Here is a 13,686-nt window from a genome sequence, read left to right on the forward strand (position 1 = left end):
GGGAGGTGGGCAGAACGGAAACTAAAGGGGTTCTCGGAGGTGAAGGAGGTGCTGGAGAAGATGCTTCAGGAGCGGTATGCCCCCCGTACACAGACTCTTACACATAACTCTTGACACGACCGGTCAGGGTGGTGCTGCCCGCGTCCAGAATCAGGGTGTCGCCCTCCTCAATGGGCTCCAGGGCAGCCTTGGCGATGGCCTGCTTCTCGGCCTGCTGGAGGCGAATCTTCTCCCGGAAGGAGGGGTTGAAGAGGGTCTTGTGGGTGTAGGTGGCCCCGCCGTGGGTGCGGTGCAGCAGGCCGCGGGCCTCGAGCTCGCTCAGGTCCTTGCGGATGGTCACCTGGCTCACCCCAAAGGTGGCCGACAGCTCCTCAACCAGCACCGACCCCTTCTGCTCCAGTAGCGCAATAATCTTGCTGCGCCGTTCCTCGCTCCGCACCGCCCGCCTCCCCCACCAACATACCCCGAAAACTCAGCCTTCCCCACCGCCCACGGGCAGCCGGAGGGGGCGGCCCGCCCAGTCCTGGCGCATCCAGGCCCAAGCCGGGTCGTCCACCGGGGGGGTGGCGCGGGCCTCCTCCACCGCCTCCCCGGCCATGTAGTTGAGGTAGTAAACGTTGGAGCCGGGCGGGGCGGCCACCGGGTAGTAGCCCCGGGGCACCAGGATCAGGTCGCCGTCTTGGGCCAGCAAAAGCTCGTCCAGGCCGTCCTCGGGGCTGTATTGCGGTGGATGGCGAAGCCGTGGGCGGGTTGGATCTTGTAGTAGTAGGTCTCCTCAATGTACAGCGAGCCCATCCGCCCGTCGTGGCGGTGGGGCGGCCAGCCCGACCAGTACCCTGAGGGGATGTAGACCTCGTAGAGGACAAGCCGCTCGGCGGGGAGGTAGGGGCCCAGGATGTGGGTCACCTGGCGCAGGGCGTTGGCCCCTCTGCGCATCTCCACCCGCATCTCCTCTGGCCGGAAGAGGCGCAAAGGGTAGCGCCCCTCGGCCGGGGCCCCGCCCAGGGCCAGTTCGGCCTGGCCCAAAGCCCGGATGCGGTAGGCGCTGCCCGGGGGCAGGTAGAGCAGGCTGGGCGGCCCGCTGAAGACGTCCCGGCGGGATAGCTCAAAGGCCTGGCCCTCCACCTCCACCCGTACCCGGCCCGAGAGGGGTACCAGGGCCAGCTCGAGCCCCCCGCTCCCCCCCTCCTCCACCTCGCCGGGCCCCAGGGCCAGCACCCAGAAGGAGAGGTAGCGCCAGTCGCCCTGGGGCCGCACCTCCACCCGCATCCGGCCCGGCCGGGGATTGAGCTGGTTCATACCACCTCCTGCAGGAGCACCACCCGGCCCTCCTTCAGGCTTCGGGTGGCGGCCAGGGCCACCCGCAGGACCTCCAGGGCGTCCAGGGGCCCAGGGCTGGGGGGGTGGCCCTCCCGCAGGGCCTGGAAGAAGACCGTAAGCTCCAGCCGGTAGGCCTCCTTGAAGCGGTCCATGAAGAAGTGGTAGTGGTCGGCCTGCACCCCCTGACCGTAGCGCCACAGGGGGGTCTTGGGGGTGGCGTCCATTACCAGCTTGCCTTTGGCCCCAAAGACCTCGGTGCGCACGTCGTAGCCGTAGACCGCCCGCTGGAGTTCTGAATCACCCCCAGCGCGCCGTTGGCGAAGCGCAGGCTCAGGTTGGTGGTGTCCACATCGCCCATCTCGCCAATCCGGGGATCCACCCGCACCGCCCCCCAGGCGTGCACTGCCTCCACCTCGCCCACCAGGTAGCGGGCGCAGTCAATGTCGTGGATGGCCTGGTCCACGAAGATGCCCCCCGAGGTCTTGAGGTAGTCCAACGGGGCCGGGGCCGGGTCGCGCATCACCGCGATGAACTGCTCCACCGGGCCAATCTCCCCGGCCTCAATCCGGCGCTTGGCCTCCAGATAGGCCGGGTCGTAGCGGCGCTGGAAGCCCACCTGGCAGGGCACCCCCGCGCGCTCCACCGCCGCCACCACCTGCCGCCCGGCCTCCAGGCTCTCGGCGATGGGCTTCTCCACAAAGATGGCCTTGCCCGCCCCCGCCGCGGCCTCCACCACCTCGGCGTGGGTGGGGTAGGGGTGGTGATGACCACCGCGTCTATCTCGGGCCGGAAGGCGTCCTCGAGGTGGGTGCTGGGCTCGGCCCCAAGCTCGGCGGCCACCCGCTCGGCGTTCTGGGCCAGAGTGTCCACCACCCGCACCACCCGGCACTCGGATAGGCCCGCGAGCACTCGGGCGTGGGCGTGGCCCATCCGGCCGGCCCCAATCATGGCAATCTGCAGGGGTCTCATGGGTCTTCAGTTGGGTTTGTGCAGGTCCTCGGCCACCCGCTGCTCCACCTGGGCCGCGGCGCTGGGGTCTTTTTTGGCGATGAGCTCGAGCTCCACCGACAAGGCTTCCAGCTCCTCCCCCCGGCCATCATCTGCAAAAGCTGTTCGCGGGTGACCTCAGCCTTCTTGAAGGTGCCGTAGCTTCGGCCCCGGTTGAGCACGGTGAAGGTGTCCCCCACCGCCCAGGCGTGGTGGACGTTGTGGGTGATGAAGATCACCCCCAGGCCGCGGGCTTTAGCCTGAACGATGTACTTGAGCACCACAGCAGCTTCCTTCACCCCCAGGGCCGAGGTGGGCTCGTCCAGGATGAGCACCTTGGCCCCGAAGTAGACCGCCCGGGCGATGGCCACCGACTGCCGCTCGCCCCCCGACAAGGTGCCCACCGGCTGGTCGGGGTCGCGGATGTCAATGCCGATTTTGCGCAGCTCCTCCCGCGCCACCCGCGCCGCGAAAGCCGCGTCGTAGAGGGTGAGGGGCCCCCAGCGCCGCTTGGGCTCCCGGCCCAGGAAGAAGTTGCGGCTGATGCTCATCAGGGGCAGCATGGCCAGGTCTTGGTAGACGGTGGCGATGCCCCTGTCCAGGGCGTCGCGGGGTGAGCGAAAGACCACCGGCTTCCCCTCCATCAGAATCTGGCCTTCCGAAGGGGTATGCACCCCTGAGAGGGCCTTGATGAGGGTGCTCTTGCCCGCCCCGTTATCCCCCAGAAGGCAGTACACCTCGCCCGCGTAAACCTTCATATCAATGTCCTTGAGGGCCACCACCGGCCCGAAGTACTTGCTCACCTTGCGCAGCTCAATCAAGGGGGTCATGCTCACCTCCGCACCTGCAAGAAGAGCCGGCGCAGGTAGTTGTTCAGGATTACCGCGCCCAGAATCATCCCTCCCACCATCACCTTGAACCAGTCCAGGTCAATGTTGGTGGGGCTTGCCTTGCAAACTCCACCCCGAGTCATCCATCCTAGAGCCCCAGGCAAGCGCGGCTTTCCCCGACGAGAACCAAGCCCCAAGGAGGTCCTCACCCACCGCCTTCCCCTGGCCCAGGAGGTGGAGGCTCACCTCCCGCCCCAAGACCCTGACCCCCCTTTTACCTCATGGACACCACCGGCCTGAGCTACCGGAGCAAGGACCCAATTCTGCGGTACCGCCGGGGGGCGGAGGCGCAGCGGGCGCGGGAGCATAGCCGGCTCTTCGCCCTGGTGCGGTGGGAGCGGGGGAGGAAGCTCCTCTGGCCCTTTGGGGGGAGTGTGGGGGCGGGGTACGCGCCGGACCCTGTCCTGGGGGCTTGGGCCTTGGGGAGGTTTCGTCCCCGTGGGGGAAGGTTGCTGGCGGACGCGGGGTTTGACGGGCGGGAGGTGTGGGAAAGGGTGGCGGAGCTGGGGCTTAGTCCCCAGATCCGGTTGCGGGGCGGGGGCGAGGTGCGGGAGGGGTTGCGGGCCTGGGGGCGGGAGGTGTGGGACCCTGGGGTGTACCGATTTCGTGGGGTGGTGGGGGGGGTGTTTGGGGGGATGAAGACGCGGCTTGGGGGTGGGTATCTCCTTGAGCGCACGCCCAAGACGGCGAGGGCGCGCGCGCTCTTGGAGCTTGCGGTCTATGCGCTGAGGGTTCTCCTTTCCCTTCTCCCTCCCCCGCCGGGGTACAAGGCGATTTACTAGGCAAGTTTACTAGGCAAGCCCAAGGGAGCACACCCCTTGCGGTCGGTCCAGGCCTGCGTCCCCAAGTCCACTCCGAGAGCCTTTGCCCCCTTCACACCTTCCTTCCCGTCAGTCCCTCTTCCCTTGCCAGCCTGGCCTGCGCTCCCTCCGCCGCCCAAAAGGTCAGTTCCCCTGGACTGAGCCCGCCTTCTCGGGCTACCCCCAGGGCAGTCGCCAGGTGCACGGCGACTTAGGCCCGAAGCGTGTGGCGGAAGGGAAGCAGATTGGCCTCGAGGAGGACGGCCGACTTTGCGACAGCCTGGCAGTACTGCAGAGGGCAGCCTCCTCCTGGAGGAGGAGCGAAGAATTTCCGCTTCTCACCTCGTCAAGGGCGTAGGCGTGTTACGCTAAGCGTGTATGCGCCTCACCGTCCATCTACCCGAGGACCTAGGCCGCCTCCTGCGGGAAGCCGCCGCCAACGAGGGCAAGTCCCTCAGCGCCCTCACCGCAGAGGCCCTCGCCTTCTACCTGCGGGACCGCCGGCGCACCGCCTTGGGGCGGAAGGTGTTGGAGCGGGCCGGACGGGTTTCCCTCACCGAGGAAGTCCACCGCCTCCTGGAGGAGGGGCGGCGTGACCGCCCTTGATACAGGGTTCTTCCTGCGCCTCCTCGAGGGCCACCCCGTGGCGGTGCGGGTGTGAACTGAGCTGGTGGAGGGAGCGGAAGGCGTGGCCTCGGGTCTAAGTCTGATAGAGCTCCTCCGCCTTGCCCTCAAAGGGGCCCTTCCCAAAAAGGACGTCAACCTCCTCTTGCAGGCCATCCCGGCGGTGTGCCGGGTGGTCTGGCCCGACGGGCGGATCGGGGAGCGGGCGGCCCGCCTCTCCCATGGCCTCTCCCTACCCTTGGTGGACGCCCTGATCCTGGCCACGGCCCTGGAGGCGGGAGCCCGGGTGCTCTACACCACGGACGCCCACCTCGAGGCCTATCAGGGCCGACTCCGAGTGGCGCGCCTCTAGCTTCGGGAAGGCCAAGGAAGAAGCTCCCCCAGCCTTAGGGCCACCTCCCCCACCCACTTCCAGCCCCCCGACCTCCACCAGAAATGCGGATGACGGCCAGGGGTGTGGCGGCCTTGGGAACCCCCCTCCGCTTTGCGCTTTCCGCCAGAGCCAGCAGGTATGCTTCTCGCCCATCCACCTCCACCACCCCGGCCGGGATAGTCTCCCATTCCAGGGCGAGGGCGGCCCGGTAGCGCAGCCCGCCGACCACAATCTCATACTTCTCATCCCCCTTGGAGCGCACCAGGATGGGATGGATAAGGCCATACTGCCGCATGGAACGCACCAGATCAGGGATGCTTTCCGCGTCTTCCTGAGGACGAGCCTGCTACGTTTTCGGCACAATAGAGGAAAGCGGAAGATCCAAAGCTTCTCTCTTCACGCCACTACCATAGAAGCTACGAGCAAAGCCAGAAAAAATGGCCTAGGTCTTGTTGTTAAGCCGGTAACTGGACTTATGCAGAACATGCGACGCTTAGATAAGCGAAGCTCCCTCTAGAACGATAAGATAATCGCCCTCTGGAGAAAACGGGATTGGGGCCTCGAGGCCTCACGGCAAAGGAAGTCCCCCTTCTATAGCGGCAGTCCTATCCCCACGCCTGGTCAGAACTTAGTAGGAAGGGTCGGAGCCCGGCGTCTAAGCAAATCTTGGGCAAGGTCTTGGCTTTAAAGGAAGACACGGAAGGCTAGCCTTTAAAAAAGATGCTCTACCCAGAGGGACTTCCGGTACAGAGCGGGGATGTCCCCAGTATTCGGGTCTGAAGGCCGACTATTTGCTTGAACCTCGCCTCTACCCTCTGGAGCCTTTTCGGTAAACCCGACCACTTGGGGAGTGCGTTTGCAGTATTGCGCGACTTAATCCTCGCATCCACCCCAAACTTGCGCCTCGCTATAAGGCTCTACCAAATCTCATGGTCCCTCTCGCGCTGACGAACACAAAAGCACCGGGCCTCCCCCCAAAGCCGCTTGACCCGTGGGGCCTAGTCCGCCATCAGGGGCAGGCCACGGCCCGGTTAGCCTCGATATGAAGCTCCGTGGGAAGCTCAACCCTCACACCGTTCACCTCCAGAAGCTCGGGGACCATCCCCGCCAGCTTGGCCCACGGCTCCTCCAAGGTCCCCCCCTCTGTGGCAAGCCCCGGCACCTCCGGGCTTTTCGCCACGTACACCCCAGCCTCCTCGTCCCAGAAAGCCTGCGCCCTGAGGATGCGTCTACCTGTAGGATTCTGCCTTCCTCGTCCTAGGAGGGGTGCCATGCCCCCAGTCCAGTGCCCACCCTCAGCAATCCTGGCTCTCCTGCGAAGCCCCCACCTGTAAGCTCCCCTAAAGCCCTTCGGTGGATGGCCCGCGAGGAAAAGGCGAAGGCCCTGGACAGGACTGGTGAGGAAGCAGGACCCCAGACCCCGGCTCCTGGTGGTACTGAACCTGGCCACCTTTGATCAGCCCCATAGAGGCTATCTTGAAAATGGGTCTACCTCCCCTCCTGGCTCAAGAAAGCCTTCCGCCCCTGGGCGGTGGCCGACGCTGCCTTCGGCACCCTTCGGGGCGCAATCGGGGCTTTGCCTTTCCCGCCTACGTCACCAGGGAAGCCAGGTGTACTCCCGGGGGTTGAACCTTCCCGTCTTCACGTCGTAGTACCGGATCCCACTTGCGGGAAGGACAGTAAGAGCGAACTTCCTCACGTTTCGGGACGTCGGCCTCCAGGCCTAATGGAGAAAAATGCCCCTGGGAGAGGCTCAAGCAACACCTTTCCCACCGTTTCTACCACCCGCTACCGTAGAATGTGCCAGTACAGCAAACAAGACACATGCCGCTTGGTCGGTAAACCCGGCCCAGAGCTAGCTTGCATCGGCGAACCTGGATGTTTTCGCCCAGTGGGAAAGGGAAAGGTGCCCAAGGAGTTTCCCTGGGCTTGTAGGAGACTTTTCCAGAGGGTGGGAGAGGAATGGGAGTGGGAGGGCAAGGGGGCAGGTGGATTCTGCGGTTGTACCGGCTTGCGGACGGGATATGGGAGAAGAGGACGAAGTCTTAGGCGAAGGGCGGCTATTCACGCAAGTGTAAGGACTATGCTGTAGGGAATTTTGGATTATGGCTCGTCTTTGTAGCCCGTAGCCAGGAAGTGGTCCTCCATTTGCAGAAGGCCGCTATCGTCGTGCAAAGCATAATGTCCCGTATCTTGGCGGATCCAAGGCAAACATGGGTGGCAACGTGGGTTATAATTACGAAGGATGGCAACGGCTGCCGGCTGGCCCACTTTATTCCGTCGGAGGCGGCTGGTTGGGAACCTATTTGCCGACCCTTAAAGTTTATTCTTCACATCTGCACTTACGGGGGTAGCTAGATATGGGAAAGATTACGAAACTGTCAATTCAAGGTTATCGCTCCATTAACGAACGAATTGAGATTCGGTTTCCGCTGAAGCAACCGGTCGTGCTGGTCGGGGAAAACAACGCTGGAAAATCCAACATTGTTAAAGCGCTTCAACTCGTGATGGGCCCGTCTTGGCCAGGAAGTTATGATCCAGCGGATCACGAATTTTTTGCCAGGGATAACTCCCGTCCCATCGAGATCGAGGTAGAATTCGATGATTCGGCATTGCTGGGTGGTAAATTTAAGCAGGTCAGGTGGCGTTACAACCCATCTGCGTCTGACCCGGTTTATTTCCGAGGCTTTGACTTGGATATTTATAATGGTAGCAAGGGTAACGGGCGAAATATCAGAAGTGAGGATCGTGATACGTGTATCTGTATGGTTGTCGAGGCAGAGCGCAGCCTCCAATACCACCTGAGTTACTCCTCAAAATGGACGCTTCTGAGCCGGCTCATGCATCGTTTCCACCGAGCCCTGTCTGGGAACCAAGCCGTCAAGGGCGAACTTGAGGATCTGTTCCGTCAAGTCAAATCTAAGTTCCATGAGATTCAGGAATTCAAAGGGTTCCTTGATGGGCTTCAACAAGAGTTGAGCGATTTATTCGGAAGCATGTCGCATCGGCTCGACGTTGACTTCGAAGCCTATAACCCGGTGAACTTCTTTCACGCGCTGCGTCTTCAAGCCGCCGAAGGGAATGAACCTCGCACGTTGGACGAGATGGGAACTGGCGAACAGCAAGTCTTGGCGCTTGCCTTCGCTTACGCATACGCGAAGGCTTTCCATGGAGGTATTATTCTGGTCATCGAAGAACCGGAAGCCCATCTGCACCCGCTCGCCCAGCAGTGGCTTGCTCGCCGCTTAAGGTCTCGTTGTGAGGAGGAACTTCAGATTGTCATCACAACGCACAGCCCGACCTTTCTTTCCATCGAAGGGCTTGAGGGGCTGGTTCTGGTTTACAAAGACAAAGGTGCAACGCATGTCCGTCAGATTACAAAACAGGAATTGGTGCAGCACTGCATTAACCATGGCGCTCCACGGGACCGGGTAACGAAGAGCAATATTCTCCCGTTTTACGCAGCGAGTGCTACAAGTGAAATTCTATCGGGATTCTTCGCACGGGTGGTTGTTCTGGTAGAAGGGCAGACCGAAGCCCTTGCGCTACCGATCCTCTTGCGGAAGGTGGGTTTGGACGTAGAAAAGGAAGGTATCGCGATTCTCAGCGTGGGAGGAAAAGGCAACCTCGGCAAGTGGTATCGCTTGTTCACAGCCTACGACATACCCTGCTATGTTGTGTTTGACAATGATAGTACAGACGATCGCCAGGCTGAGAAACGTCGGGACGCATTGCGGGCGATAGGTATGAAAGATGAACAACAGATAAAAAGCGTCATAGAGGAAGAGGGTTGGGAAATCTCAGATTCCTATACAGTCTTCGGCAAAGATTACGAAACAACAATGCGGGAGTACTTTGCGAAATATAACGAACTTGAGCAAAGAGCTCGAGAAGAAGAGGGGATAGATACCAAGCCTTTTGTTGCTCGTTGGGTGGCGGAGAAATTGTTGAAAGATAGTGGGGACAAGGGCTGGGACAAGTTAACCGTGATGGCTGAAAAGCTACGCTCAAAACTTGCACCACGCTCAAAACTCACAAGACTCGAGGACCCTGTATAAGCCCTCATCTCCCAGCTTCTGCCCCATTTGCTCCGTCCCTAGAGGAGGCCCCGGCAGCCGTAGCCCAAGGCGCCAGAGCTCCGGTAGGAAAACCTTCATCTTTAGGCTCGGAAAGTGAACCCGCGCTGGCTCTCACCCGGTAAGTTCGTTTCCCTCTGGCCCCGGCTTCAGCGGGTAGGTCTTTTTCGCAAAAGGTAACGCTAGCGAAAATGGCTCGCCGGAGAAAGCGGACATGCAAGCGTCAGCGCCATAGATCACTCCGCAAAAGCACGCCCTGGTCCCCGGGTCCACTGCTTGACAATTCTTGCCATGCAGGGAGGAGTGTGTGACGCTACTACGCTCGACCACCACAAAGAGGTTTCCACTAAAGTCGGCGGCTTGGCGCATTCCGAAGGCCGTCGCCCCAGACTCGTCTGTCGTTCCGCCTACAACTCAAGGAACCTGAGGGCGGAGAGGGGATGAAAGGACAAGGCCACCAAGGCCGCCTTCTTCCCCCATCACACCCTTGTAGTCCAAGAAGGATATTGGGTACCCCCGCAACACCGCCAGCACCTAAGCCCCCACCCCCCGCACCTGACACCCGTCTTCCTGCAAAAGGTCATCCTGCACCCAGAAGGAACCGTTTTCTAACCCCGCCGCCCTACCAGCAACTCCCCTCCCACAGGTTCGCTAGTGTAGTGCCTCCCACCCCCTTCCCCAAACTGTTCTCCAAAACCTCCCGGGGAGTCCTGTGCCCTAGCTCAGGGCAACCTATCTCAGTGGTACCGCGACCGCCCCGTCAGTACCTCCTTTAGCTCACTCTACCCGCTGGTGGATGCGGATAGCCCCCCTTGGGCAATCTGGAGAAGTCTGCTGGAAGCTGGGCGAGGAGAGGGAAATCCACGTCCTCCTCCCCTCACCCAGCGTTACCCCCAGGGTTAACGCTTTTGGAAGGACTTTCCCTTCCCCGCTAGGGAGTCAAGCCCAAGGAAAATTCCCCGGCGGCGACGAAACGACCATTCCCAAAAGCCAGGGAGGAGAAGTCTACCAAATAAGGAGCCGAGGAGGGTACCGGCAACCGAGCCCAATCTCCACCGCCCTGTTTCCGCAGAATTACCGGTATCAGCACCTCTTCCCCGTTCACCTCTCCGGAGAAGTGGCCCGTCACCAGGAAAATGTCCCGCTCAGGGTCGTGGGCAACAGCGTAAAGGTCAGCGTAGGTTAGCAAACCAGGGAGATTGGTCTCTTCTTCTAGCCAGGTTTCGCCGTCGTCTGAAACCAAGATGGTAGTGCGCTCGCCAACGGCCACAAAGCGCCCATTGGCAAAAACGATGTCGTTCAGATTGGCTTCCACTGCCGCATAGACCGCCTCCCAGGTCTCACCTTGGTCGGTTGAAATCCAGAAACGCCCGCCCTCTGAGGCGCCCACTAACTTGCCCTCACCGTAAGCGAGGGCATAAAAGTTGCCATCTATGGGTGAGTACTCCCGCTTCACCTGCCAAGAACACCCATCCTCAGAAGCCAATACTAGACCGCCTAGGCCCACCGCCACGAAGCGAGACCCCGTGTATACAGCAGCCGTTAGGTCCCAGTCAGGGGTTGCCCCCGGTGCTTGGGCGGGCAACCAGGTTTCACCGTCATTCGAGCAAAAAAGGGCACCATTATCGCCTACAGCCACGTAGCGGTTACCACCTCGAGCCAGCGCATTGACGGTGGCCGGGATCGTCGAACCTGAGAGGGTCCACTGGACCCCATCAGGGGAAAATGCGACGCGGGTAGAGGTTCCGTGGCCCTGTAGGAGAAGGAAAAAGCGGTCGCCAAGACGATAAACGGCGCGAGGACTGTCCCCTGGGGTAAAAATGCTGTCCCAATCCACGCCGTTTGGTGAGGCGAGCAACTGCCCAAACCTGGTTAAAGCCAAGAAGTGGTCCTTTACAAAAGCTACGGACGAAACTGTATCTGATGTCGGAAGCGATACCTCATTGAGATTTGTCCCGTCGTAGACGATCACCTTGCCGGGGTAAGCACTAGCGGCAACAAACCGCCCTACGCCGAAAACGACGGGGGAATAGACAGAGGTGACAGCATTCAACCTCTGCCAAGTTAACCCTTGGTCAGGCGAAACAAACATACCCCCGCGGCCGTTGATTACGAATTTTCCTTCCCCGAACGCGATGGAGTAAATGTCATCGGCACCGCTGAGTTGCTCGGCTGTCCACTGAATACCGTTTGTGGATCGCAAGACAGTCCCCGATTGCCCCACCGCCACAAAGGTCCCTGCTCCGTAGGCCACCCCTAAAAGATTCCGCGTGGTACCTGAGGCCCGATTAGACCATGTCTGGCCGTCTTCGGAGGTGTAAATGGTCCCCCCGGCCCCTACCGCCGCAAAGAGCCCCTTGTCTTCCGCAAAGGCTATGCCGCCAAGCCAGGCCGGCTGAGGCGAGAGCGACTTCTCCACCCAAGCCTGTCCGTCCTCAGATACGTAAAGGCGATTCCCGATGGCAACGAGTACTCCTCTTCCTTCGGTCACCGCATACAATTCTTCCCCCCGCGATACCACCCTCATGTCCCAAAGCAATCTATCTGAGGAGAAAAGCGCCACGTCGCCTGCCAAGGCAATGTAGCATCCCTTGGCGTATGTGGCGGTGGTGAATGAGGCCGTATAGATCCTCCAGGTGTCTCCGGGCAAGCTTGAGGGTGAAAGGCACGCCAGATTCCCTCCGTTCCCACCGCTTCCACCGCCACCACTTCCCCCATCCGAGCCTGTGCCCCCCTGCCCCCCGCAGGCAGCGAGGAAGAAGGCGAGGGCCAAACCCAAGAGCGAAATCGCTTGCCGCATAGCGTCCCCTCCTAACAGGGAGCCCCTTAGGGGGTCCCTACCCTCATCCTCCTCACGGGGGCTTACAGGTTCCTTAAACGTACGAGGTGGGGGTCGGTGAACCCCACATCCAAAGGAAAAGCCCCCTTGGAGGGGGCTCAGCAAGGGAGGATTGCCCCTTCAAGGGGCCCAGGTTAGGACCCTTACCGGGCAGGAAGCGTCCAAGGTGTCCCCTTTGCCCAGTTGGCCCCGATCGTTGAGGCCCCAGGCATAGAGAGCAAGCCTGCTCCCCTCCTGAACAATGGCTAGGGAATAATCGTAGCCCGCCTTTACTACTAGGGCGTTGCCCAGGACACCGTTGCACCCCGGCCCCTTAACCCGCACCGGAATGGCCGAAAAACCGCCCGGCTGACCCTGGCCAAGCTGGCCGTGGTCGTCGCTCCCCCAAGCCCAGACCTGGCCCCCCTCGTCGATGGCTAGGTTGTGGGTACCCCCTGCGGCCACCGAGCGAATTCGAGTTCCGACGGGGAAGGGAACGCGCTGGGGCTCGTGGGTGGATGGTACCTCGGCAGGATCCTGCCCCAACTGGCCCTCCGCATTGCCCCCAAAGGCCCACACGGTTCCGTCCTCCTTGAGGACCAGGGAGTGGTCCCTCCCCGCTGAAACCTGGGAGACCCCAGTAAGCCCGGGAACGGGGTGGGCGTAGGAGTCGCTTACCCTTGGGAGTCCTCTTTGTCCATATAGGTTACTGCCAGTGCTCCACACCGTGCCGTCCTCCAGCAAGAGGAGGGTGTGGCCGTTGCCGGCGTCCACCTGGCGTACATTGGTGAGGGGTTCTGCGTCAGGCCCGAGGAAAGGACGAGGGTCGTAGTACCAGTCCTGACCTTGAGTAAGCACACCAGTAAGGTTGTCCCCGAAACCCAGCACCCGGCGGCCGTGATCGGTGTGGAGGACCACGGTGAAATCGTGTCCCGCATCCAAAGCCCTCACCGAAGCGAGGTATTCGCTTCCTCCTTCGGCCACCACGTAGTCGGGAGGCTGGTAGTCCAGCGTAGGGTAGCCTTGAGCGCGGCCCAATTGCCCGTAGGGGTTCACGCCCCAACTTTTGACCCGGCCGTCCGCCATAAGGGCCAGGGCGTGGCGCTGGTTCTCCCCAATTCCAAACTGGGCCGCTACCGCCACGGCGTCTTCCGTCCCTTCCACCCTTTCCGGTTCGGGGCGGTGATCAAGGACCCCTGGATCCACACCCAGCTGTCCGAATCGGTTATCCCCCCAGGCGTAGACGCCCTCGGGCTTCACGAGGAGCACGAAATCGGTACCCGCAGCCAGAATGGCCTGGAAGCGAGAGGGGTCTATGGAACCCCCGTTCCCGTTGCCGCCCCCCTGCCCGCCGCAGGCGGCGAGGAGGAGGGCGAGGCCTAAACCTAGAAGCACAAGCGTCTTCTGCACAGCGCCACCTCCCAACAGGGAACCCCTTTGGGTCCCTACCCTCATCCTCCTCAGGGGGGCTTACAGGTGCCTTAACCGGCCCCGGACGCCCGGGGCGGTTACGCTCGGCGTAAGAGCCTACCCAGCGAAGCAGGAACCCAACCGGCGCCCGGCGCAGGCCCAGGTGGAGGGGTCCCTGGATTGGGAGAAGGAGGACAAGGGGAAGTCCCGGAGAAGGTTGCTGGAGCGGGGCTTGGAGGGGCTCTCCCTCCTGCCCGGGGAGGAGGCCAAGCTCGGGCACGGGCGGATTGAGGCGGCCCTGAGGGGCCAGGACCTTCGCCGCCTAGCGGGCATGGTCGCTACTAGGGGCTCCCGGAAGGCCCTCCTGGGGGGCCCAAGCTTCCGGGCT

11 protein-coding genes and 4 pseudogenes are annotated in these 13,686 nt (G+C 61.9%); 4 read left to right on the plus strand and 11 right to left on the minus strand.

Translation table 11 applies throughout. The features are described from left to right. Nucleotides 1-97: 97 nt before the first annotated feature. The 7 genes and pseudogenes from ABXG85_RS12055 to ABXG85_RS12085 form a co-directional block, all read right to left on the minus strand. Complete coding sequence (locus tag ABXG85_RS12055) at nucleotides 98-439, minus strand: DeoR/GlpR family DNA-binding transcription regulator (RefSeq protein ID WP_353513875.1); 342 nt, start codon at nucleotides 437-439, stop codon at nucleotides 98-100. A 33-nt stretch (nucleotides 440-472) separates the two neighbouring features. Further along, nucleotides 473-1,299: pseudogene (iolB, locus tag ABXG85_RS12060) on the minus strand (5-deoxy-glucuronate isomerase). Further along, nucleotides 1,296-1,544 (minus strand): Gfo/Idh/MocA family oxidoreductase, encoded by a 249-nt coding sequence (locus ABXG85_RS12065; RefSeq protein ID WP_353513876.1) that lies wholly within the window; start codon nucleotides 1,542-1,544, stop codon nucleotides 1,296-1,298. The pseudogene iolB and the gene ABXG85_RS12065 overlap by 4 nt, the downstream one beginning before the upstream one ends. Further along, the gene (locus ABXG85_RS12070) at nucleotides 1,544-1,975 is read right to left on the minus strand and encodes a Gfo/Idh/MocA family protein (protein WP_486401653.1); all 432 of its coding nucleotides are present in this window, start codon (nucleotides 1,973-1,975) and stop codon (nucleotides 1,544-1,546) included. Before ABXG85_RS12070 ends, ABXG85_RS12065 begins: the two co-directional genes overlap by 1 nt. Before the next feature lie 12 nt (nucleotides 1,976-1,987). After that, a pseudogene (locus tag ABXG85_RS12075) lies at nucleotides 1,988-2,289 on the minus strand (Gfo/Idh/MocA family protein); the annotation flags it as partial. After that, nucleotides 2,286-3,137, minus strand: a complete 852-nt coding sequence (locus ABXG85_RS12080) for an ATP-binding cassette domain-containing protein (protein ID WP_353513877.1) — start codon at nucleotides 3,135-3,137, stop codon at nucleotides 2,286-2,288. The gene ABXG85_RS12080 and the pseudogene ABXG85_RS12075, both read right to left, overlap by 4 nt. A 2-nt stretch (nucleotides 3,138-3,139) precedes the next feature. Next, complete coding sequence (locus ABXG85_RS12085; RefSeq protein ID WP_353513878.1) at nucleotides 3,140-3,280, minus strand: hypothetical protein; 141 nt, start codon at nucleotides 3,278-3,280, stop codon at nucleotides 3,140-3,142. A 123-nt stretch (nucleotides 3,281-3,403) separates the two neighbouring features. Between ABXG85_RS12085 and ABXG85_RS12090 the strand changes: the two are divergent. From ABXG85_RS12090 to ABXG85_RS12100, 3 genes and pseudogenes are all read left to right on the plus strand, one after another. Beyond that, a pseudogene (locus tag ABXG85_RS12090) lies at nucleotides 3,404-3,979 on the plus strand (hypothetical protein); the annotation flags it as partial. A 396-nt stretch (nucleotides 3,980-4,375) separates the two neighbouring features. Beyond that, on the plus strand, nucleotides 4,376-4,603 hold the full coding sequence (locus ABXG85_RS12095) for a ribbon-helix-helix protein, CopG family (protein ID WP_353513879.1): 228 nt from the start codon (nucleotides 4,376-4,378) through the stop codon (nucleotides 4,601-4,603). A 64-nt stretch (nucleotides 4,604-4,667) separates the two neighbouring features. Beyond that, the gene (locus ABXG85_RS12100) at nucleotides 4,668-4,973 is read left to right on the plus strand and encodes a type II toxin-antitoxin system VapC family toxin (RefSeq protein ID WP_353513880.1); all 306 of its coding nucleotides are present in this window, start codon (nucleotides 4,668-4,670) and stop codon (nucleotides 4,971-4,973) included. Nucleotides 4,974-5,007: 34 nt separating this feature from the next. On the opposite strand, the pseudogene ABXG85_RS12105 reads toward ABXG85_RS12100, so the two are convergent. Together ABXG85_RS12105 and ABXG85_RS12110 are read right to left on the minus strand one after the other, a co-directional pair. Further along, nucleotides 5,008-5,328, minus strand: a pseudogene (locus tag ABXG85_RS12105) (ParB N-terminal domain-containing protein); the annotation flags it as partial. 675 nt (nucleotides 5,329-6,003) lie between these two features. After that, nucleotides 6,004-6,267 (minus strand): DUF1902 domain-containing protein, encoded by a 264-nt coding sequence (locus tag ABXG85_RS12110; RefSeq protein ID WP_353513881.1) that lies wholly within the window; start codon nucleotides 6,265-6,267, stop codon nucleotides 6,004-6,006. Between the two features lie 1,087 nt (nucleotides 6,268-7,354). Between ABXG85_RS12110 and ABXG85_RS12115 the strand changes: the two genes are divergently transcribed. After that, nucleotides 7,355-9,052: an ATP-dependent nuclease gene (locus ABXG85_RS12115; protein ID WP_353513882.1), complete on the plus strand. Its 1,698-nt coding sequence runs from the start codon at nucleotides 7,355-7,357 to the stop codon at nucleotides 9,050-9,052. Nucleotides 9,053-10,001: 949 nt separating this feature from the next. On the opposite strand, the gene ABXG85_RS12120 is transcribed toward ABXG85_RS12115, so the two are convergent. Beyond that, nucleotides 10,002-11,597 (minus strand): DUF6242 domain-containing protein, encoded by a 1,596-nt coding sequence (locus ABXG85_RS12120; RefSeq protein WP_353513883.1) that lies wholly within the window; start codon nucleotides 11,595-11,597, stop codon nucleotides 10,002-10,004. Nucleotides 11,598-12,029: 432 nt separating this feature from the next. Next, the gene (locus ABXG85_RS12125) at nucleotides 12,030-13,298 is read right to left on the minus strand and encodes an RCC1 domain-containing protein (protein WP_353513884.1); all 1,269 of its coding nucleotides are present in this window, start codon (nucleotides 13,296-13,298) and stop codon (nucleotides 12,030-12,032) included. Between the last annotated feature and the right edge of the window lie 388 nt (nucleotides 13,299-13,686).

This window comes from Thermus sp. LT1-2-5 (assembly GCF_040363165.1).
Lineage (GTDB): Bacteria > Deinococcota > Deinococci > Deinococcales > Thermaceae > Thermus.

Coding starts and splice junctions, on each gene's coding strand:
- ABXG85_RS12065 (WP_353513876.1), bottom strand. CDS start 1,544: ATGGACGCCACCCCCAAGACCCCCCTGTGGCGCTACGGTCAGGGGGTG.
- ABXG85_RS12115 (WP_353513882.1), top strand. CDS start 7,355: ATGGGAAAGATTACGAAACTGTCAATTCAAGGTTATCGCTCCATTAAC.
- ABXG85_RS12095 (WP_353513879.1), top strand. CDS start 4,376: ATGCGCCTCACCGTCCATCTACCCGAGGACCTAGGCCGCCTCCTGCGG.
- ABXG85_RS12120 (WP_353513883.1), bottom strand. CDS start 11,597: ATGAGGGTGGTATCGCGGGGGGAAGAATTGTATGCGGTGACCGAAGGA.
- ABXG85_RS12085 (WP_353513878.1), bottom strand. CDS start 3,280: ATGACTCGGGGTGGAGTTTGCAAGGCAAGCCCCACCAACATTGACCTG.
- ABXG85_RS12110 (WP_353513881.1), bottom strand. CDS start 6,267: ATGGCACCCCTCCTAGGACGAGGAAGGCAGAATCCTACAGGTAGACGC.
- ABXG85_RS12080 (WP_353513877.1), bottom strand. CDS start 3,137: ATGACCCCCTTGATTGAGCTGCGCAAGGTGAGCAAGTACTTCGGGCCG.